This window comes from Limnothrix sp. HT2024 (genome assembly GCF_059138625.1).
On sequence record NZ_CM181121.1, the window covers coordinates 2,977,150 to 2,995,739 of the forward strand.

The window sequence follows — 18,590 nt, forward strand, 5'->3', positions numbered from 1 at the left end:
AGCTATTCCAAGGAAGCAGGGGTGAGCAGCGCTGTGCCGACTATACAGCCCTTACCTCGCTTAATAAGTACAGCAGACTGTAGGGTGAGCAATGCCCATCGACTAACAGCTTCGTATCATCTGCGATCTGACGTACCAATCGTTTGAGGTAAAGGCTGTATTTTGATTTGCGACGATGCTGCTATCGGTCAGTGGATTTTATATATTGAATTGAAAAAGTCTGATGCTGATCTAAAGTCCATCAAGCAGCAAATTTTAGGCGCACAATGCATTCTTCATTACTGCACTGCGATCGGTCAACGCTTTTGGAATCAATCAGATTTCCTAAGCCAATATCAACGTAAAAATATTGCGATTACCCAAGTCACCCTAGACAAAAGAAAAATCCGAAATGCCCAAAAGCCTTACTCTCAACTGACTAAACAGACGAAGCCTCCGTACCAGGATACTGACCTTATCAAGCGAATGGCTATTCATGCTAATCAGGTTAGTTTGGGAGAACTCATTGCTTAAATTTTTGAACCCGCCGCAGTATTGCTAGAACGGATTCGAGCCGATCGCGCCCAACAACCCACCCCGCGCAAACGCAAACCCAAAGCCAGCCAATGACCCTTGGGGCGTTCTGGGCAGCGTGAATGGACGCAACCTGAGTTCAACGCCTCAGCAATTTGTGAACCACTGCTCTTTTTAATCGCTAATCACGCATTAAGCGATTTAGTAATTCAGAACTCATTCATTAAGTCTCACGCGATCGCCCAGATCTGCTCTTTCTCAACTGAGGATGGATCCAGGTTGCCAAGTTTTGTTACGGTCTCTCCTGTACCAAAACAACCTGATCGCGCAATGTCACAGATACAAAACTTTTGATTGAAAGGTTTGAGCCTCGTCTTTAAGAGCTGATTTATAAATCAATTATTAAGCATCTAGAGCAGCCAATCTTCTCACCATCAAATGCATTAAGCAGCCATAGATCATCCCTTCACTCGTCTCCGAATACAACTCATAGTCCTTGCTCAATCGCCGAAATCGGTTCAGCCAGCCAAACGTCCGCTCAACGATCCACCGCTTGGGCAACGTCTCAAACCCTTTACTGATTCGGCTGATCACCTCCACGCGCACACTCTCACCACACACATGCTTCACAGCATCCGCAAACTTTTTCCCGGAATACCCCTGATCAACCCAAATAACCTCTAGCCGAGATAGCTTCTCCTTCACTTCCTCTAACACCACAATCCCTCCCAATCGCTCAGAAGCATTCGCTTCAGTCACCAACACGCCCATTAGGAACCCTTGCGAGTCAACGATAATGTGGCGTTTACGTCCCTTAACCTTTTTGCCACCATCGAAGCCGTAGACCACCCCCTTTTTTCCGTGGTTTTCACCGACTGAGAATCACCGATACTGACCCTAGATTGCTCTGAACGACCTAATTTGCTCCGCAGTTGCTCTCGAATTTGGTCATGCATTTGCTGCCAAATTCCTTTTCGTTGCCATTTCTGGAAGTAATGGTAGACCGTACTGTAAGGGGGTAAATCGTGAGGCAGCATTTCCCACTGGCAGCCAGTCCGCTGGACGTAAAAGATGCCATTGAGGATTTCTCGGAAATCAACTTCTATCGGATGTCCAAAGCCTTTAGGAGCGGGCAGCAGCGGCTGGAGGAGCACCCACTCATCGTCGCTCAAATCACTGGGATAGGCTTTGCGGGTAGGATTGGCAATGACCGGGAGACGACTCATGAGCTGGATGATGCTTCGGGTAGGTCTAGCCTAAAACCGGATTTAGAGCTGCCAAGTCGGCTTTAGCTTCTCTTTATAAATTAGCTCTAATTTATGTTCGATTCTTTACAGAAATTCTTTAAAGTAACTGTGTTCAAGTGAACAGTCAAAAATTTTCGGATTAATTGAAGGTGTTAATTTTAACCAAATTTATCTCATAAATTCCTGAGCATCATTAGGATAACCATCAAGATCCCTTGACGCTCAAAACTGCCATCTTTATATAATGAACATGATTCAGCAAGACGGCTGATCATGCACTCAAAACTCCCTACTCCATTAGATTAGGATTTTACTTTATTTTTATGTATGGCTTAATTAACAGCGCCTTGCGGATGATGATGTGCGAGCAATATGGCCAGGAGATCTGGGACGACATCATGGCCCATGCTCAGCTCTCGGAAGAACATTTTTTCGTGATGAAGTCCTATCCTGACGACATCACCCATAACATTGTGCAAGCGGCAACCACGATTTTAGATATTTCTGCAACGGACTTGTTGCGCAAATTTGGCCACTATTGGGTGGGTTACACCAAGACGGCTGGCTATCAGGAAATCATGGATATGTGTGGTGATAACCTGGTGGATTTTTTGGGCAACTTGGATGATTTGCACACGCGACTAGGGGTGCAGTTTCCCTCCTTTCGTCCCCCATCCTTCGACTGTGATCAGGTCGGCCATCAAACGGTGGAATTACACTATCGATCGACCCGCCAAGGATTGGGGCCCATGGTGGAAGGCTTGATTGAAGGACTGGGCGATCGCTTCGATACGGAAGTGGAAATTACCCAAATTGCCGATCGTGCTCAGGGTGATGAATGCGATACGTTCCTCATCCACTACACCACTGACTAGGGCTATGGATCAGTTGCCCTCACCCCAATTCAGTCTTTCAGCGGAGTTGCTGGTGCAGCTCTTTCCGTTTCATCTGGCCCTCAATCATCAACTGCAAATTGTTCAGGTGGGGCAAGCGCTCGATCGAATCTATCCCCACCCGTTGAAGGGGCGGTCTTTTGCAGATCATTTCTCGATTAGCCGTCCTCGGATTTCCATGAGTGTTGAGGCTTTTCTGAGGAAAAAACAATCCCTATTTCTGTTGGAATCTCAGAATATCCCTTTGGTTTTAAAGGGGCAAATGGTGGAATTACTAGAACCAGAAATTATTCTTTTTCTATGTTCACCATCTGCAATCAACGCACAAAAATTGACAGATATAGGAATTAAGCTGAAGGATTTTCCGCTGCATGATGTAACACCAGATTTGGTTTTTCTGCAACAAACGACGCAGATGTCTGTGAAGCAAGTGGAGACTCTCAATCAGCAGTTAATTGCCAGCCAAGAACAATTAAAGGATGCTTTATCGATTCAGGAACATTTGCGATTTAAGGCAGAAAAACAAGCACGCCAGCTTGAACAACAGCTGAAGGAGCTGAAGGAAACACAAATTCAGCTTGTACAGGCCGAAAAAATGTCTACCTTAGGGCAAATGATTTCGGGCATTGTTCATGAAATCAATAACCCTTTACATTTCATTTACGGCAACTTAGATCATTGCCTCAATTATGCTCAAGATTTGCTAGAGGCTTGTCAGGTTTTATTAAAAGCCTCTCCCCGAGCAAGGGAGTGGGATGAGTTATCTCGTGCCAAGTTGTCAGAAAATTGGTTGAGTGAGGCGACGTTCGATCAAAATTCTCAAAGCCTCGATCCTGATGCTGGCGATTCTTTTGATGCTGCTGTGGCTTTGGCAAATTTGGACTTGGAAAACCTTATTTTTGCTTTGGATGATTTTCCGAAGGTGCTTCAGTCCATGCAGATTGGCAGTCAGCGAATTCGTGAAATTGTGGAGGGATTGCGCCAATTTTCGCGCTTGGATGCCAGTGCGCTCGATTGGTTTGATATTCATGAAGGTATTGATAATACATTGATGATTCTCAAGAGCAGACTAAACAAGGCGAAGGTTACTTCAGGTATTGAAATTATTAAAAACTATGGCGATGTACCATTAATTTCCTGCTATGGAGGACAGCTTAATCAGGTTTTTATGAATATTTTGGCGAATGCGATCGATGCCCTTGAGGATCAAAATCAAGCTTGTGAATTACCAGCGCGATCGGGCCCAAAACGGGAACCGCCTAAGATTTGGATTGAAACGGTTTTGATCAGCTCTGGATGGCTGCGGATCTCGATTCGTGACAATGGATGCGGAATGCCAAGGGATATCCAATCGAGGATGTTTGAGCCGTTTTTCACAACCAAGTCTGCTCGCCGGGGTACGGGTTTGGGCATGTCAATTAGCTACAAAATTGTGACGGAGCGCCACGGAGGCCGGTTGCGCTGCATCTCGGAACCTTGCCAGGGCACGGAATTTGTGATTGAACTGCCGATCGAGCCGGCCCAACTGCAAGGCAAGAGCGCGGTTTAGGCACAGTCCCTAGGGCTTGTCGTCACATCGCCCGAAACCCTGATTCCACCGTTGGCGGATCGTGGGGGGCAAGGGGCTTAAGCCCCTTGTCTAGGGGGGTGGCGTAATGATGACAGCCCCTAGGATCCTTGGCGGCGACGCGGGGCGATCGCATGGCGACTGACGGCGTAAAAATCGGCGGCTTGGCTCATGGTGTAGCTCAACCACTGAGGATCGCCGGTTATGAGGGGGCGATCGGGCAAGGTGGGTTCGCCGGGCAGGCACGATCGCACCTGGGCAGCCACGGCCCGCGCCAACAGGGGCGGCACCGAGTTACCAATTTGCCGCATTCCATGCCATTTCGTGCCGTGGAAACAGAACCAGTCGGGGTAGGAGTGAAGGCGGGCCGCTTCGCGCACGGTGATGCAGCGCCCTTGGATGGGGTGAATGGGTCGGGGCGAGGTGAACGCACCGCGATTGCTGGGGGTTCCGGCCCGTAGGGTGTTGCAGATGCCTTCGGGATGCAGTTTTAAAAAGCGACTGATGCGATCGACTTCGCCGGGGAGCGTGGTTTGGAACCGGGCCACTGAGGCGGCGCTGTGGTCGGTGCGCAAACAACCGGACAGGCCCGATCGGCGCGATCGGCGGGAATAGCTAAAGTCAGCGGGATCCCGCAATGCGCCCCGTAACCAGCGGGCATAGTCGCCGGGGGGATCGGCCAGTTGGCCCGAGTCCAACCAATCGCCCGATCGCAGTTCGGGATAGTGATCCACGTCGGGCAAGTCCCCGATCGCCCCGGCCACGGTGGGGCAAATCGGCAAATCGGCCAGGGTTCGATCGCGCTTGGCACTTTTGCAAACCGGCGGGCGACGAGTTTGGGGGGCTGGATAGCTGGGCAGCGGCCAGCCCGATCGGGCCCCCAGCAGAAACAAGCGTTGGCGATCCTGCGGCACGCCGTAATGGGCCGCATTCAAAACCTGATAATTAGCCTCCACTTGGTAGCCAAAATCAGCGAATAAGTCGATTAATTCGCTCAAAAACGCTCGATGTTTGCCCAGGGTCATGCCCCGCACATTTTCAATCACGAAATATTTGGGCCGCAGCTCATTCACCAGCCGCGCAAAGTGAAACATCAAGGCATTACGCGGATCATCAAAGGCCCGCTTTCCCATCATCGAAAATCCCTGGCAAGGCGGCCCCCCAAAGAGCACATCAATTTCCAGTTCTGGTTCTTCTAGCCCTAGTTCGATCGCGGCGGGTTGCAAGCTGGGGCCCTTTGTCGCGATCGGCAGCAGATCGATCGACTGTTGGCATGTTTGGCCCTTTGCGTGATGAGTCAAGGCTGAATCACTGGGGCGATCGGCCCGCAACACCGCCGCCAATTGCTGCCGAATTTCTGCCCCCGTCACCTCCGCCGCGCTCCGACAAAGCACCGCCCCCTGTGGAAAGTTGTACTGATGGGTTAAACAGTGAATCGGGTCAATTTCCACCGCCACCGCCACATCAAACCCCGCCATTTCAAAGCCTAAGGACATCCCTCCGGCTCCGGCAAACAGGTCAACGGCGATCGGGCGGCGGGAAACGGTCACGGCAAAGGGGCTGGCGCTCAGCAACGGCAATCAAGCGACCCATATGGTAGCGGAATTCTGAGCGAGCGGCCTGTCAGAACAAGCCGATCGGCTCCTGCTGGAATGCGCCCGCCTAATGTATCCGCCTAACCATGCGCAAGCTTAACCATGCGCCTCGTAGGGCACTGGATCGGTTAAGCCCAATTCCGCAAAGGCCGCCAGCCGCAGCCGACAGGAATCGCAGCGGCCACAGGAGCGATCGCCCCCCGCATAGCAAGACCAAGTTTCCGCCCAAGGCACACCTAAGCGATTGCCCAGCTCGATAATGTCCGTTTTGCGCAGTTCCACCAAGGGCGCAACGATTTCGATCGGCTGGCCTTCCCGGCCCTGGCGCGTGCCCAACTGAAACACCGATTGCATGGCCGCCAAGTAGTCGGGTCGGCAGTCGGGATAGCCGGAATAGTCCAGGGCATTGACACCGATATAAACCCGTTGCGCGTCGATCGCCTCCGCATAGGCCAGGGCAAAGCTCAAAAAGATCGTGTTGCGGGCCGGCACATAGGTGATCGGAATTTCCGCCGCCATGCCGTCCAGGGGGCGATCGCTGGGTAACTCCAAGTCTGTATCCGTCAGCGCCGAGCCACCCCATTGGGTGAGGTCAAACCGCACCACTTGATGGGCCACCACGCCGGCCGCTTGGGCGATCGCCACAGCCGCTTGCAGTTCCCGACGGTGGCGTTGCTGATAATCAAAAGACAGGGCGTAGCAGTCGCAACCATCGGCCTTGGCTTGATAGAGCACCGTGGATGAGTCCAAACCACCGGAGAGCAACACAACGGCTTTGGGCGGTTGGCGCTGGGGCGATCGGGCAGAGGGCGTTGGGGCGGCTTCCGGAGTTCCAGGCGGTACGACGGTCATGGGTCAAGAATTCTTGCGAAAATCCACCCTATGGTAGGATGTGGCCGGCCGACGCTGGCGGCATCACTCCTCGCCCCATTGCCCCTTCACTGCTGCTGTTAAACGCGCGTGCAATCCCGTAGCGAATCGCTCGATGCTCAAATTCGGCCTGCCCTCGCCCGGCCGAGCCACCATCCCATCCGCGTTGGCGCGATCGGGGTCGGCAACATGGGACAACACCACGCCCGGATCCTGAGCTTGCTTAAGGATGCCGAATTGGTGGGAATTTCAGATCTGAATGTGGAGCGGGGGCTGGAACTGGCCAGCAAATACCGCGTCCGGTTTTTTGAAGATTACAAAGACATGCTGCCGTTGGTGGATGCGGTTTGCATCGCGGTTCCCACCAAGCTGCACTACACCGTGGGCATGGACTGCCTGCGGGCCGGGGTGCATGTGCTCATGGAAAAACCGATCGCCGCCAGCATCATTGAAGCGGAAGCCTTGGTGAATGCGGCGGCTGAACGTCAATGCATTTTGCTGGTGGGACATATCGAACGGTTTAACCCCACGTTTCAAGAATGCTTCAATGTTCTGAAAACGGAGCGGGTGTTAGCGCTCGAAGCCCATCGCATGAGTCCCCACGCCGATCGCGCCAATGATGTGTCGGTGGTGTTGGACTTGATGATCCATGACATTGATCTGATTTTGGAAATTGCCAACTCATCGGTGGTGCGTCTGTCGGCCAGCGGCAGCCGGGCCGCTTCCGGCCAGTTGGACTATGTGACGGCAACCCTGGGTTTTGCCAATGGAATTGTGGCCACCCTGACGGCCAGCAAGGTGACCCACCGCAAAATTCGCCGAATTGCCGCCCATTGCCAAGATTCGTTGGTGGAGGCGGATTTCTTGGCGCGTCAAATTTTGGTTCATCGCAAAACTTCCAGCTATCCGGCGGGCGATCGCGCCGGTCAGGCTTGCTATCGACTGGATGGATCGATCGAGTCGGTGGCGATCGGGAACACGGAGCCGCTCCATGCGGAATTGGAGCACTTTGTGAACTGTGTGCGGGGCGAGATGCAACCCTCGATCGGCGGCGAACAGGCCCTGAAGGCCCTAAAAATTGCCAGCGCGATCGAACAAATGGCCCTGGACGAACCCTTGGGCAAAGGCGACGATCGGTGGGGTTAATCAACCGTTAGACCATCGAGCATCCCCTTCCATAACGGGCCCAGCGGCCCAATTTGCCCATGAAGTCTTGGCGCAATCCGTTGGTTCGGTTCGATCGGTTCGATCGGTTCGATCGGCCCAATCATTTGACCGGCCCAATCAACTGAACCGGCTTGTTAACCGGCGATCGCGACTCACTCGGCGGGCGATCGCCCATCAGCCGGTGGCAGTGGATGCCCTCCGACAACAACTTGGCTCCCGTTTCAAAATTTTCAGGCAGTTCACAGCGGCATCGGTCTCGATTTGTCGTTTCCCAAAAGCCCTCAAGAGCTGGCCCAGCGTCAAGATTAGCCCATTGATCAGTCAACAGAATTGGCAAATTACCTAGCCAGATTGTTATTTTCTGGCTAACCTAGCTACGGTTCCCTGCATTAGATTAGGGTTGATAGTAGAGTTAACCAACGGTTTAGATTAGGTTTGCGACTAAGTTTAAGCAGCGGATTTAGCTAGCCACAATCTTGTTTTCTCGATAAGCTGATTTTTCTGTATCGATCGGGGCGTGGTTTTGTCCCGTTCCAGCCTTCCTTTTGGTGTGTCGTTGGGCCTAGAACCATGTCCGAGCCTTTTGTGGCAGTCCAGCCGTTCTACCAGCGCGATCGATGCACCCTTTACCAGGGCGATTGCCTTGAAATTTTGCCCCTGTTCCCGGCCAATAGTGTGGATCTAATCTTTGCCGATCCGCCCTATAACCTGTCTAATAACGGGTTTACCTGCCATGGCGGCCGGGCTGTCAGTGTCAATAAAGGCGATTGGGATCGCAGCAATGGCATTGAACAGGATTTTGAATTTCACCGCGCTTGGATTCAAGAATGTCGGCGGATCTTGAAACCCAATGGCACAATTTGGATTTCAGGAACCTATCACAATATCTACGCCTGTGGCTTTGCGCTGCAATGTTTGGATTTCCATGTTTTGAATGATATTTGTTGGTACAAACCCAACGCCAGCCCTAATTTATCCTGCCGCTTTTTCACAGCCAGCCATGAAACCCTAATTTGGGCCCGCAAAAGCAAAAAGGGAAAACACGTCTTTAACTACGAAGCCATGAAGCTGGGCGATTTTCCACGCGATCCCCTCAAGCTTTCTGGCCGACAAATGCGGAGTGTTTGGTCAATTCCCACCCCACCGGCTTCGGAGAAATTGCAAGGTAAACACCCCACCCAAAAGCCGTTGGATTTACTCGATCGAATCCTTTCCGCCAGCACCAATCCGGGAGATCTGGTACTCGATCCCTTCAGCGGCAGCGGCACGACGGGCCTTTCGGCCCTACGAGGTGATCGCGCCTTTATTGGCATCGAAAAAGAAGCGGCTTATCTGCAATTGGCGGTCGATCGCTTCACCACCGCACCCCTGCCAGGCTCCGAGATCACCGAAGGCGATCGCGTCTTGGCCAACGGCAAACCCAGCAGTAAAACCCGTAATCAACCCAACCGTAAAACCGCCAATCCACCGACTGGGGCATCAACCCTCGATCCCATCAGCCCCAAACCAAGCCATCCCAGTTCTCCAAGCCAGCCAAACCATTAAGAAACCAGGCGATCGGGATTTGATCAGCTTGATTCGCCAGACCCAGTGCGACAATAAAAGATCGCTTTTCTGGATCGGCTAGAGAGAGCAAAACCCCATGTCCGACAATTTCCGCAGCCAACAGGTCACCAGCGGTGTGCAGCGATCGCCCAACCGCGCCATGCTCCGTGCAGTGGGCTTTGGTGACAATGACTTCAGCAAACCGATCGTCGGCATCGCCAGCGCCTACAGCACCATCACCCCCTGCAACATGGGCATTGCCACCCTGGCCGACAGCGCCATGGCTGCAGCCCGCGAAGCTGGCGTGATGCCCCAAATTTTCGGCACGATCACGATCAGTGACGGAATTTCCATGGGCACCGAAGGGATGAAATATTCCCTGGTGTCGCGGGACGTAATTGCCGACTCGATCGAAACCGTCTGCAATGGCCAAAGCCTGGATGGCATCCTGGCGATCGGCGGTTGCGATAAGAACATGCCCGGAGCCATGATCGCCATGGCCCGCTTGGATATTCCCGCCATCTTCGTCTATGGCGGCACGATCAAACCCGGCCATTTGCATGGCGAAGATCTCACCGTCGTCAGCGCCTTTGAAGCCGTGGGCCAATTCAGCGCTGGCAAAATTGACGAAGCCCGGCTGATGGCCGTGGAACACAACGCCTGTCCCGGTGCGGGTTCCTGCGGCGGCATGTTCACCGCCAACACCATGTCCAGCGCCTACGAGGCCATGGGCATGAGCCTGCCCTACTCCTCAACCATGGCCGCTGAGGATGACGAGAAGACCGCCAGCGCGGCCGAGTCTGCCCGCGTGTTGGCCGAAGCGATCAAAGCCCGCCGCACGCCCAAGCAAATCTTGACCCGCAAGGCCTTTGAAAACGCCATTTCCGTGATCATGGCCGTGGGTGGTTCCACCAACTCGGTCTTGCACCTGCTGGCGATCGCCAACACGATCGGCGTGCCCCTCACCCTGGACGACTTTGAAGAAATCCGCGCTCGCGTGCCCGTCTTCTGCGACCTGAAGCCCAGCGGCCGCTACGTGGCCACGGACTTGCACAAGGCCGGCGGCATCCCCCAAGTGATGAAAGTTCTGCTGAATCGGGGGCTGCTCCACGGCGACTGCCTGACGATCACCGGCAAGACGATCGCGGAAACCCTGGCAGAGATCCCCGACGAACCGCGCCCCGACCAAGATGTCATCCGTCCCTTCGACAAACCCCTTTATCAACAGGGTCACTTGGCGATCCTGAAGGGCAACCTGGCCAGCGAAGGTTCCGTGGCCAAAATCAGCGGCGTGAAGAATCCCGTGATCACCGGCCCGGCGCGGGTGTTTGAGTCGGAAGAGGATTGCTTAAAGGCGATCTTGGCGAATCAAATCAACCCTGGTGATGTGGTGGTAATTCGCTATGAAGGGCCCAAGGGTGGCCCCGGAATGCGGGAGATGTTGGCTCCGACAGCGGCGATCATCGGTGCGGGTCTGGGCGACTCGGTGGGACTGATCACCGATGGGCGCTTCTCGGGTGGAACCTATGGCATGGTGGTGGGTCACGTGGCTCCCGAGGCGGCCGTGGGTGGCACGATCGCCCTGGTGCAAGAGGGTGACAGCATCACGATCGATGCGCCCAACCGCAAGTTGCAACTGAATCTGTCCGATGAGGAACTGGCGGCCCGCCGGGCCAACTGGCAACCGCCGGAACCGCGCTACAAGCGAGGCACGTTGGCGAAATATGCCAAGTTGGTCTCTTCCAGCAGCCTGGGAGCCGTGACGGATTTGAACTTGCTGTAAGGGTTGGGGGCTGGGTCAATCCGGCCATTCAGCGCGACCCAATCCACCCAGTTATTTCCGATCATTATTCAGATCTGCAAAGCCCCGCTCGATCGCGACTCGATCGACGGGGTTTTGTTAAGGTCTGTCGTCAAATCGTCCGCAACTGCGATTCCTCCGTTAGCAGATCGTGGGAAAAGGCTGAGGGCTTGTTGCCAAATCACCTGAAACCCTGATTTCTCCGTTAGCGGATTGTGGGAGACCAGGGGCTTAAGCCCCTTGTTACGACGATTGGGGCTTGGGAAATTAACCGTTTCCACTGGATCCCCAGCCATAACGACAGGCCCTAACAATATTGCAAATTAATTGCGAGTCGGGCTGCTGGGGGTCACGCTCGCACCGCCTTGGCCGTTTTGTTCCAATCGCTGCTGACGCTGGCGCAAAAATTCATTGGCAGCGTTGTCAATCCGTCCCGATTGTTGTTGATTGAAATCATCCAGGGTTTGCCCCGGAGCCAGCATGATATTGCGAATCAAGTCTTGGGCAGAAACACCAGAGCCTTGAAACACTTCATTGGGGCGCACATCACCGGACGACCCATTAGCATTCGGGTCACCCAGGGCCGAGGATTGAGCGATCGCGGGGTTGCTGCCCAAGGCCAGAATGCTCAAGATGGTGACGATCGAGGATCCCGACAACCAGGCGATCGAGGGAGCGATCAAGGGATGGCTCATGATTCGGCTAACTCCAATTCAGGGATATTAACGGGTTCGTTAGAATGCACCAGCAGATCGGACAGGGGAACCGCAAACAGTGAATCCTGTTGAGGGTTACCGGAAGTGGCGCGAGCAACCATGGGCGATCGGGACTGGTTTTTTTCGTAGCCCACCAACAGCAGAGGTGTGCCCCCCACATCGCCAATCACCCGTCTTTCACTGTGAGGCAAAAAGTCCGCCTTCGGTTCCCAGTGGTTGCGGTTAACAATGTTGTCGCGGTTGTCGCGACGGCCGGAACCCGCCAACCCCGATCGCGATGGATGGGTTGATGCCAATAGGCTAGCGTCTTCGATCGCATCCTGGCTGAGGTCAAGGCCCGGGCGATGGAGTTCCAAGGTCTGTCGCAGCCGGCCGCTGGTTTGGGCCAAGAGGGGCCCCCGCCGCTCCAGCAACAGAGACATGGTTTTGCGATCGGTCTCTAAGGTTCCGGCATCGGTCAAACTTGCAAAAATTTCCGCCGACTCTTGCCCCAATTCCAACAGAAGGAGCAACCAATCCGGCAGATTAGCGATTGCGCCGGCTGCTTCGCAATATTGTTGCAACCACTCCGAGGCGTGGAGGTAATTGTATTCCCCCAGCATCGTGCGTCCATAGGGGGATCCTAAAAAGCAATCCAGCTTGTCTTTTAAATTTTGCTCCATGCCACGTCTAGCCTGCTCCTGCGCTCCAATGCCCTATGCCATCCGCCGTTGCAGCAATGGCCGCACAAGCCCAATCGCCACCAAATCAAAAATGAATAGAACCCCGAGGGCCATACCAAAACTAACCGATCCAAACGGCGCTTGCATGACAATGCTGCTAAAACTCCAGTCCGGATGCAGGTAAAGGTAGCGAATGGGTTCGATCGCGTAGCTCAGGGGATTCAACACCGCCACCCACTGCAGCCAACCGGGCATGAACGACAGGGGAGCCAAGGCCGTGCTGGCAAAGAGCAGGGGCAGGTTGGTGATAAAAATGGCGGCAATTAATTCCACATGGCCCGGCAGCGCAAAAGCCAGACCCAAGCTGAGGGAGGTGACCCCCGCCACCAACAGCAGCACGATCGCCCCGACCACGGCCAGCCCCGCCACCCCCGGCAGCCCAGCCCCCAAAACAGCCGCCGCAATCACGATCGCCACGGTTTGGATCAAGGCCAGCAAGCCGATATACAGGGCCGAGGCGGTGATGATCGAAAAGCGCGACACCAAGGGAGCCACCAACAGCCGATTCAGAAAGCCAAATTCCCGATCGAACATCACCGGCAAGCCCGCATTCAGCGCCCCGCTAAAGGCCGCAAAGGCGATCGTCCCTGCCCCCAAAAACTGCCCATAGCCCACATGATCGCCAAACAAATCGGCCGGGACGTTTTGGAACAGGGCCCCAAACAACACCAACCACATCAGGGGCTGAATCGTGCCGGCCACCAAGGTCACCGGCCGCCGTTGCAGTTGAATCAACAATCGCCGCAGCAGGGCCGCCGTTTCTTGCCAAAATTCCGCCAGGGGTGAGGGTTCCAAGGCGGCCGATCGGGTGGGACTGTCCGTGGGCAAAGTCGTGCTCATGACGGTTGAGGGGGATGGGGGTGAATGTAGGGAACTGGAAACTTGGGGAAGTATGGTCTAGGGTCTAGCGCATATTCTGTTTGCGGGCCAGCTTGGGATCCCGATCGCCCGCTGCCAAATCTGCATCGAGCAATGTCCGGCCCGTCGCAGCCAGATAAACATCATCCAAACTCGGGCGCGATTGGGCAATGCCAAACACCGGCAAACCCGCCTGCTCCAAGGCCTGCTGCACCAGGGTCAACCCCCGATCGAGATCATCCACCACCAAATTCAGCGTATTTCCCTGGCTCCGGTTGATCATCGCATCCTTGACACAGGGCAGCGCCGTTAGCAGGGTTTGGGCCGTCTCCGCCTCGGCAGCGGGGGTAAACTCCCGAATGCGCAGGGAAATTCGATCGCCCCCCAACCGAGCCTTCAACTCCGACGGTGTGCCCAAGGCAATCACCTGGCCTTGATCCAGAATGGCCACGCGATCGGCCAGCGCATCAATCTCTTCCAGGTAATGACTGGTGATCAAAACCGTTGTCCCCCACTGGGGCAACTTCCGCAAAAACTCCCACACGGCCATCCGGCTTTCAATATCCAGCCCCGCCGTGGGTTCATCCAACACCAGCACATCTGGCTCGTGGAGCAGCCCCGTGGCCAAGTCCAAGCGCTTGCGAATGCCGCCGGAATAGGTTCCCGTTTTGCGATCGAGCCAGTCACCCAGCCCCAGCAGATCTGCCATGGCCGCAATTCGCTGCCCGATCGCCTCGCGTCGCAAGTGATAGAGCGCGCCATGCAACTCCAGCATTTCCCGCCCGGTTAACACCTTGTCCAGCGCAGCATCCTGCGCCACATAGCCCAACCGTTTGCGGGCCGATCGGGGTTCGCGCAACACCGACACCCCCGACACAAAAATTTCTCCCCCGTCCGGCTGGGCCAAGGTACAAAGACAGCGAATCGTGGTGGTTTTGCCCGCACCGTTGGGCCCTAACAGGCCAAAAATCTCGCCGGGTTTCACCTCCAGCGATACGTTATCAACGGCGGTAACATCGCCATAGCGTTTTTGTAGGTTCCGAATCGCAATTGCAGGGGTCATAGGCCGCGCGAGAGTCAGGGGCGATCGCCCGGCCCCAGGGTCTGACACCGTTGGATAGCAACCAGAACAGAGACCGGGGCTGGCAGGTAGCTAAAACAGCAGCCGAAAACCGGAGCAAGGCAAGACAAGCGGGATTTTTCAGGAGCAGTTCTCAAAGAAGACTTCTCAAGAAACGCCCAACAAATGCCTTAGATCACCGAAAGGGGCTAGATCCTCCCCACCCAGGCGATCGCACCATCTCGCCATGACTCAACAAATCTTCAAACTGATGCGCAATCCATTCTAAACCGCCGGGCAACGGTCGGGCCAGCCGACCCGCCAACCAACCCATCCTTAACCCAAGGGCCTGTCGTCATGACGCTAACCACCCTAGACAAGGGGCTTAAGCCCCTTGTCCCCCACGATTTCGTCACGGCGAAATCAGGGTTTCAGGCGATTTGACGACACATTCTAAGCCCCTTGCCTCCAAGATCTGCCAACGGCGGAATTAGGGTTTCAAGCGATTTGACGACACATCCTAAGCCCCTTGCCCCTCACGATTTCGTCACGGCGGAATCAGGGTTGCAGGCGATTGAGCCACAAGCCCTAACCCCCCAAGCGCTTCGCCAGCAACTTAGCCTTCAACCCAAACTCGATCGTCTCCAGCAGCTTGGTCATCCCCGTAGTGTTCACCATCTCCGGCGCAATCCCCATTTTCTTGGACGACTGAATCGCCTTTTCCGTCAAAGAATGGCTGGCATAACCGGTCACGATAATCACCAAGTCCGCGCTAGAGATGTGGCTTTCCCCCTGCTGAGCCATGTTCAGACCCGCTTGGGCCGTACACCAAACCAATTCCACCTTCGATTCCCGCAAGCGATTGCGCACCGCCGACTCCAGGCGATCGTGTCCCCCAAAAACCACCACCTTGCCCGCCAGCTCCGAGTAGGGATTGGGGCGGCGCTCAGACGATCGATGCCGCGTTTGGGGCCGCACATCGGGACTGCGCTCCACCCGCGCCCGATTTTGCATCGCCTTTTCATAAATAAACATCAGCGTCTGTTCATCATTGCCCCGACGCTTGGCCACCGGCCCTTCTTCACTGTGTTGGTTAATTTGATCCATCAAGGCTTCCAGCACTTCCGTGAGGGCATCGATCGCCTTCAGGTCATGCATATAACCCCGAATCGCCACGGCTGCGTCCGTTGCGCTATAAAAATCCTGCTGGTCGCGAATCATGTCCAGCAGGTCTTCCTTTAGCTCATAGCGCCACCGATTTGTTTGATCCAGTAAGCGTTCCTCAATCAGTCGTTCTTCTTGCAAAATCAACTGCCGATCGGCCGCTTCTGAAGCCAAGCGCGGCGCATCGGCCAGTTGCTGCAAAATATCCGCTTCCTTTTCTTGGAGTTTGCGGCGGGTTATGCTGTCGCCAAACTCATCGGCCGGCAACTCTTTGAGGGTGGTTTGCACTTGCGCTAACACCGTGTTCAAGCGGGCTTCGATTTCCGCAAGGGCATGTTGATAGTATTCATCTCGCTGCTTTTCTAGGCGTTTCGCTTCTAGCTCGACCTTTGCTGCCGAAATCAGGTCTTGCACGGAACTTTCGAGTTCATTCAATTCTGTGATATCCATGGGAAGACTCCTAACACAAGGGGTTGGGGATTAGGAAATGGGCGGCCATTTTAAACATGACTTAATCCTATCGCTTCCCTTCAACGGTGCGTTACGGGCCACGGATCCAGTCCACCCCAGCAAGCATGGCTGAATTGGCGATCCGGCGCGGCATTCAGCATCGCTGTCTAGCATTGGGTATGGCTGCCTAGCATTGGGTTATTGAACCTTGCCACGCATTCCCTTGCTTCTAAAACAATTCCTCAGATCCCAAAAACCCATGCTTTATCGACGGTTTGGGCGCACAGAGCTATCAATGCCGGTGTTTTCCTGTGGTGGAATGCGCTACCAGCAGGCCTGGCAAGACCTCTCACCCACACAAATTGACGCGGCGGGCCAAGCCAATTTGGCCGCCACGATCGAGCGGGCCCTTGCTGTGGGCATTAACCACATTGAGACGGCCAGGGGCTATGGCAGCTCCGAGATGCAACTGGGTTGGGTGCTGCCGCAATATCCCCGTCAGGATTTGATTGTGCAAACGAAGGTGGGGCCTACTGCCCAGGTGGCCGACTTTGAGCGGGACTTTGAACAGTCCATGGGCTACCTCAAGCTCGACTATGTGGACTTGCTGGGCATTCACGGGATTAATACCCGTGAGCATTTGGACTGGACGTTGCGGCCGGGGGGCTGCCTCGATCGGGCCAGACGCTGGCAGGCGGAGGGGCGAGTGCGGTTCATTGGATTTTCCACCCACGGGCCCTTGGACGTAATCATGGAGACGATTCAGTCCAACCAATTTGATTACGTCAATTTGCATTGGTATTACATCAACCAAACCAATTGGCGGGCGATCGAGGCGGCCACCCAGTTGGATATGGGCGTGTTTATTATCAGTCCAGCCAATAAGGGGGGGCTGCTCTATGAGCCATCGCCCAAATTGGTGGAACTCTGCAAGCCCCTGAGTCCGATGGTGTTTAACAATTTGTTTTGTTTAAGCCATCCGCAGGTGCATACCCTGAGCCTGGGGGCCGCTCGGCCTAGCGATTTTGATGAGCACCTGAAAACCCTGTCCTTTTTGGATCAACCGGGCCAGTTGCTGCCCATGATTACGCGACGGTTGGAGCAAGCGGCGATCGAGGCGTTTGATCGCGAATTTGGCCCCGGGGAAGGGAAGGCTTGGCTGCGCACTTGGGAACAGGGGTTGCCGAAGCCGGAAGAAGTGCCGGGCGAAATCAGTGTGCAGACGATCGTGTGGCTTTGGAATTTGGTGAAGGCCTTTGACATGGTGGCCTATGGCAAAATGCGCTACAACCTGTTGGGCAATGGGGGCCACTGGTTTCCAGGGCAACGGGGCGATCGCTTGTCGGAGCTAGATTTGCGCCCCTGTTTAGCCCGCAGTCCCTATCCCGATCGGGTCTTGAATATTCTGACGGAGGCGCACCAGTTACTGGCGGGCGGGGCGGTGAAGCGACTCTCGCAATCGTCTTAGCTGAAGTTTTTGCTGAAGTCTTGGCTGAGGTTTTTGTTGAGATCTTGGCGGAAGTTTTAGCAGATGCCTGATCAGTATTTTGGGAGACTGACCAAGCACCAAGGCTCACGGGGACAAGGGGCTTAAGCCCCTTGTCTGGGTCAGATCTGAGGAGTAAGTGGCGGATCGTTGCACCAAGGCTCATGGGGACAAGGGGCTTAAGCCCCTTGCCTGGGTCAGATCTGGGGAGCAAGTGGCGGATCGTTGCTGCCGGTCTGCTCCCGATCGAGCCTTAGGATAGGTCAGTTTCTGCGAGCTTTTGAGCCAAGAACTCAATTAGGTCTTGCTTGGAAGCCCCGGCCTGATTGCTGTTCGATTCAATCCGTTTCACCACGTCCGGCGACAGGGCCAACAGCCGCACCAATTCACCATAGGCGGCGGATTCTTCGGCATTAATCACCGCTTCATCGGGCGTGCGGGCGCTGGAGGCGATGGTTTCATAGGCCAATTCCAGGGCCAATTCTTTGTCCGCGTCACTGGTGAGCTTGGGCACAATTTCCGCCAAGGGCAGATTTTGCACCAAATATTCTCGCAAGTCTTGTTTCAGTTCGATCGATTGTTGGCCGTCGCGGGCAAACAGTTGGCTGAAGCGATCGAGCATCACTTCAATTTCTTCGTCGGCCAAATGTCCGTCGGCCCAGGCCATGGCAGCAACCACCCGCAGCAGGTTCATTTGCTTAGGGGCGATCGGGGGAGGTGGTGGCGGTTTTAGCATGGTGGCTCCCTCCGGTTTGGGATCCGGTGATTAGCGCTGAATTCTCTTTTCGATCTAGCCAATGGCCAGGGCGATCGGGGCGTTCTGGATCAATTCGCGATGGAAATTGATGAAAGTCCACAATTGGTCGTCACTGACCGTCACCTTGGGGGGATTGCATCAAGATTTGTGGCAGATCCCAGGGTTTCCAGACCGAATAT

Annotated in this window: 16 protein-coding genes; 7 read left to right on the forward strand and 9 right to left on the reverse strand. The window is 54.8% G+C overall.

What is annotated here, in order from left to right; all coding sequences use genetic code 11:
• The first annotated feature begins 162 nt into the window (after positions 1–162).
• Complete coding sequence (locus tag AC2IAX_RS12080; protein WP_494387707.1) at positions 163–513, forward strand: hypothetical protein; 351 nt, start codon at positions 163–165, stop codon at positions 511–513.
• A gap of 402 nt (positions 514–915) precedes the next feature.
• Here the strand turns inward: AC2IAX_RS12080 and AC2IAX_RS12085 are convergent.
• A protein-coding gene (locus AC2IAX_RS12085) for an IS5 family transposase (RefSeq protein WP_494387266.1) occupies positions 916–1,739 on the reverse strand; the annotation gives its coding sequence in 2 pieces (ribosomal slippage) (positions 916–1,361 and positions 1,361–1,739; 825 coding nt in all).
• A gap of 344 nt (positions 1,740–2,083) precedes the next feature.
• On the opposite strand from AC2IAX_RS12085, the gene AC2IAX_RS12090 reads away from it, so the two are divergent.
• Positions 2,084–2,635 (forward strand): heme NO-binding domain-containing protein, encoded by a 552-nt coding sequence (locus tag AC2IAX_RS12090; protein WP_494387708.1) that lies wholly within the window; start codon positions 2,084–2,086, stop codon positions 2,633–2,635.
• Positions 2,526–4,202, forward strand: a complete 1,677-nt coding sequence (locus AC2IAX_RS12095) for an ATP-binding protein (RefSeq protein WP_494387709.1) — start codon at positions 2,526–2,528, stop codon at positions 4,200–4,202. The genes AC2IAX_RS12090 and AC2IAX_RS12095 overlap by 110 nt, the downstream gene beginning before the upstream one ends.
• A 119-nt stretch (positions 4,203–4,321) precedes the next feature.
• On the opposite strand, the gene AC2IAX_RS12100 is transcribed toward AC2IAX_RS12095, so the two are convergent.
• Both AC2IAX_RS12100 and queC read right to left on the reverse strand, forming a co-directional pair.
• Entirely contained in the window at positions 4,322–5,770 is a 1,449-nt protein-coding gene (locus tag AC2IAX_RS12100; protein WP_494387710.1) for a DNA cytosine methyltransferase, read from the reverse strand.
• 141 nt (positions 5,771–5,911) lie between these two features.
• A complete protein-coding gene (gene queC, locus AC2IAX_RS12105; protein WP_494387711.1) occupies positions 5,912–6,667 on the reverse strand; it encodes a 7-cyano-7-deazaguanine synthase QueC in 756 nt (251 codons plus the stop codon).
• Between the two features lie 141 nt (positions 6,668–6,808).
• Between queC and AC2IAX_RS12110 the strand changes: the two genes are divergently transcribed.
• From AC2IAX_RS12110 to ilvD, 3 genes are all read left to right on the forward strand, one after another.
• Positions 6,809–7,831, forward strand: coding sequence for a Gfo/Idh/MocA family oxidoreductase (locus AC2IAX_RS12110; protein WP_494390379.1), 1,023 nt, complete (start codon positions 6,809–6,811; stop codon positions 7,829–7,831).
• 591 nt (positions 7,832–8,422) lie between these two features.
• The gene (locus tag AC2IAX_RS12115; RefSeq protein ID WP_494387712.1) at positions 8,423–9,397 is read left to right on the forward strand and encodes a DNA-methyltransferase; all 975 of its coding nucleotides are present in this window, start codon (positions 8,423–8,425) and stop codon (positions 9,395–9,397) included.
• Positions 9,398–9,494: 97 nt separating this feature from the next.
• A complete protein-coding gene (ilvD, locus tag AC2IAX_RS12120) occupies positions 9,495–11,180 on the forward strand; it encodes a dihydroxy-acid dehydratase (RefSeq protein WP_494387713.1) in 1,686 nt (561 codons plus the stop codon).
• Positions 11,181–11,521: 341 nt separating this feature from the next.
• Here ilvD and AC2IAX_RS12125 read toward each other — a convergent pair whose 3' ends face one another.
• The 5 genes from AC2IAX_RS12125 to AC2IAX_RS12145 all read right to left on the reverse strand — a co-directional run bounded on the left by AC2IAX_RS12125 (position 11,522) and on the right by AC2IAX_RS12145 (position 16,168).
• The gene (locus AC2IAX_RS12125) at positions 11,522–11,893 is read right to left on the reverse strand and encodes a hypothetical protein (protein ID WP_494387714.1); all 372 of its coding nucleotides are present in this window, start codon (positions 11,891–11,893) and stop codon (positions 11,522–11,524) included.
• Positions 11,890–12,576 (reverse strand): hypothetical protein, encoded by a 687-nt coding sequence (locus AC2IAX_RS12130; RefSeq protein ID WP_494387715.1) that lies wholly within the window; start codon positions 12,574–12,576, stop codon positions 11,890–11,892. The genes AC2IAX_RS12125 and AC2IAX_RS12130 overlap by 4 nt, the downstream gene beginning before the upstream one ends.
• 33 nt (positions 12,577–12,609) lie before the next feature.
• Positions 12,610–13,476 (reverse strand): ABC transporter permease, encoded by an 867-nt coding sequence (locus AC2IAX_RS12135; protein ID WP_494387716.1) that lies wholly within the window; start codon positions 13,474–13,476, stop codon positions 12,610–12,612.
• A gap of 64 nt (positions 13,477–13,540) precedes the next feature.
• Positions 13,541–14,557 (reverse strand): ABC transporter ATP-binding protein, encoded by a 1,017-nt coding sequence (locus AC2IAX_RS12140; RefSeq protein ID WP_494387717.1) that lies wholly within the window; start codon positions 14,555–14,557, stop codon positions 13,541–13,543.
• A 585-nt stretch (positions 14,558–15,142) separates the two neighbouring features.
• Complete coding sequence (locus AC2IAX_RS12145) at positions 15,143–16,168, reverse strand: DUF2325 domain-containing protein (RefSeq protein ID WP_494387718.1); 1,026 nt, start codon at positions 16,166–16,168, stop codon at positions 15,143–15,145.
• A gap of 259 nt (positions 16,169–16,427) precedes the next feature.
• On the opposite strand from AC2IAX_RS12145, the gene AC2IAX_RS12150 reads away from it, so the two are divergent.
• Positions 16,428–17,636: an aldo/keto reductase gene (locus AC2IAX_RS12150; protein ID WP_494387719.1), complete on the forward strand. Its 1,209-nt coding sequence runs from the start codon at positions 16,428–16,430 to the stop codon at positions 17,634–17,636.
• 271 nt (positions 17,637–17,907) lie between these two features.
• Here the strand turns inward: AC2IAX_RS12150 and AC2IAX_RS12155 are convergent, their stop codons facing one another.
• Positions 17,908–18,390 carry a tellurite resistance TerB family protein gene (locus tag AC2IAX_RS12155; RefSeq protein WP_393009617.1) on the reverse strand — a complete coding sequence of 161 codons (483 nt, stop codon included), beginning with the start codon at positions 18,388–18,390 and terminating at the stop codon, positions 17,908–17,910.
• Positions 18,391–18,590 lie beyond the last annotated feature (200 nt).

Excerpts from the sequence above, each read along its gene's own strand:
- AC2IAX_RS12090 (WP_494387708.1), top strand. The coding sequence starts at position 2,084 with ATGTATGGCTTAATTAACAGCGCCTTGCGGATGATGATGTGCGAGCAA.
- queC (WP_494387711.1), bottom strand. The coding sequence starts at position 6,667 with ATGACCGTCGTACCGCCTGGAACTCCGGAAGCCGCCCCAACGCCCTCT.
- AC2IAX_RS12115 (WP_494387712.1), top strand. The coding sequence starts at position 8,423 with ATGTCCGAGCCTTTTGTGGCAGTCCAGCCGTTCTACCAGCGCGATCGA.
- ilvD (WP_494387713.1), top strand. The coding sequence starts at position 9,495 with ATGTCCGACAATTTCCGCAGCCAACAGGTCACCAGCGGTGTGCAGCGA.
- AC2IAX_RS12125 (WP_494387714.1), bottom strand. The coding sequence starts at position 11,893 with ATGAGCCATCCCTTGATCGCTCCCTCGATCGCCTGGTTGTCGGGATCC.
- AC2IAX_RS12130 (WP_494387715.1), bottom strand. The coding sequence starts at position 12,576 with ATGGAGCAAAATTTAAAAGACAAGCTGGATTGCTTTTTAGGATCCCCC.
- AC2IAX_RS12135 (WP_494387716.1), bottom strand. The coding sequence starts at position 13,476 with ATGAGCACGACTTTGCCCACGGACAGTCCCACCCGATCGGCCGCCTTG.
- AC2IAX_RS12140 (WP_494387717.1), bottom strand. The coding sequence starts at position 14,557 with ATGACCCCTGCAATTGCGATTCGGAACCTACAAAAACGCTATGGCGAT.
- AC2IAX_RS12145 (WP_494387718.1), bottom strand. The coding sequence starts at position 16,168 with ATGGATATCACAGAATTGAATGAACTCGAAAGTTCCGTGCAAGACCTG.
- AC2IAX_RS12150 (WP_494387719.1), top strand. The coding sequence starts at position 16,428 with ATGCTTTATCGACGGTTTGGGCGCACAGAGCTATCAATGCCGGTGTTT.
- AC2IAX_RS12155 (WP_393009617.1), bottom strand. The coding sequence starts at position 18,390 with ATGCTAAAACCGCCACCACCTCCCCCGATCGCCCCTAAGCAAATGAAC.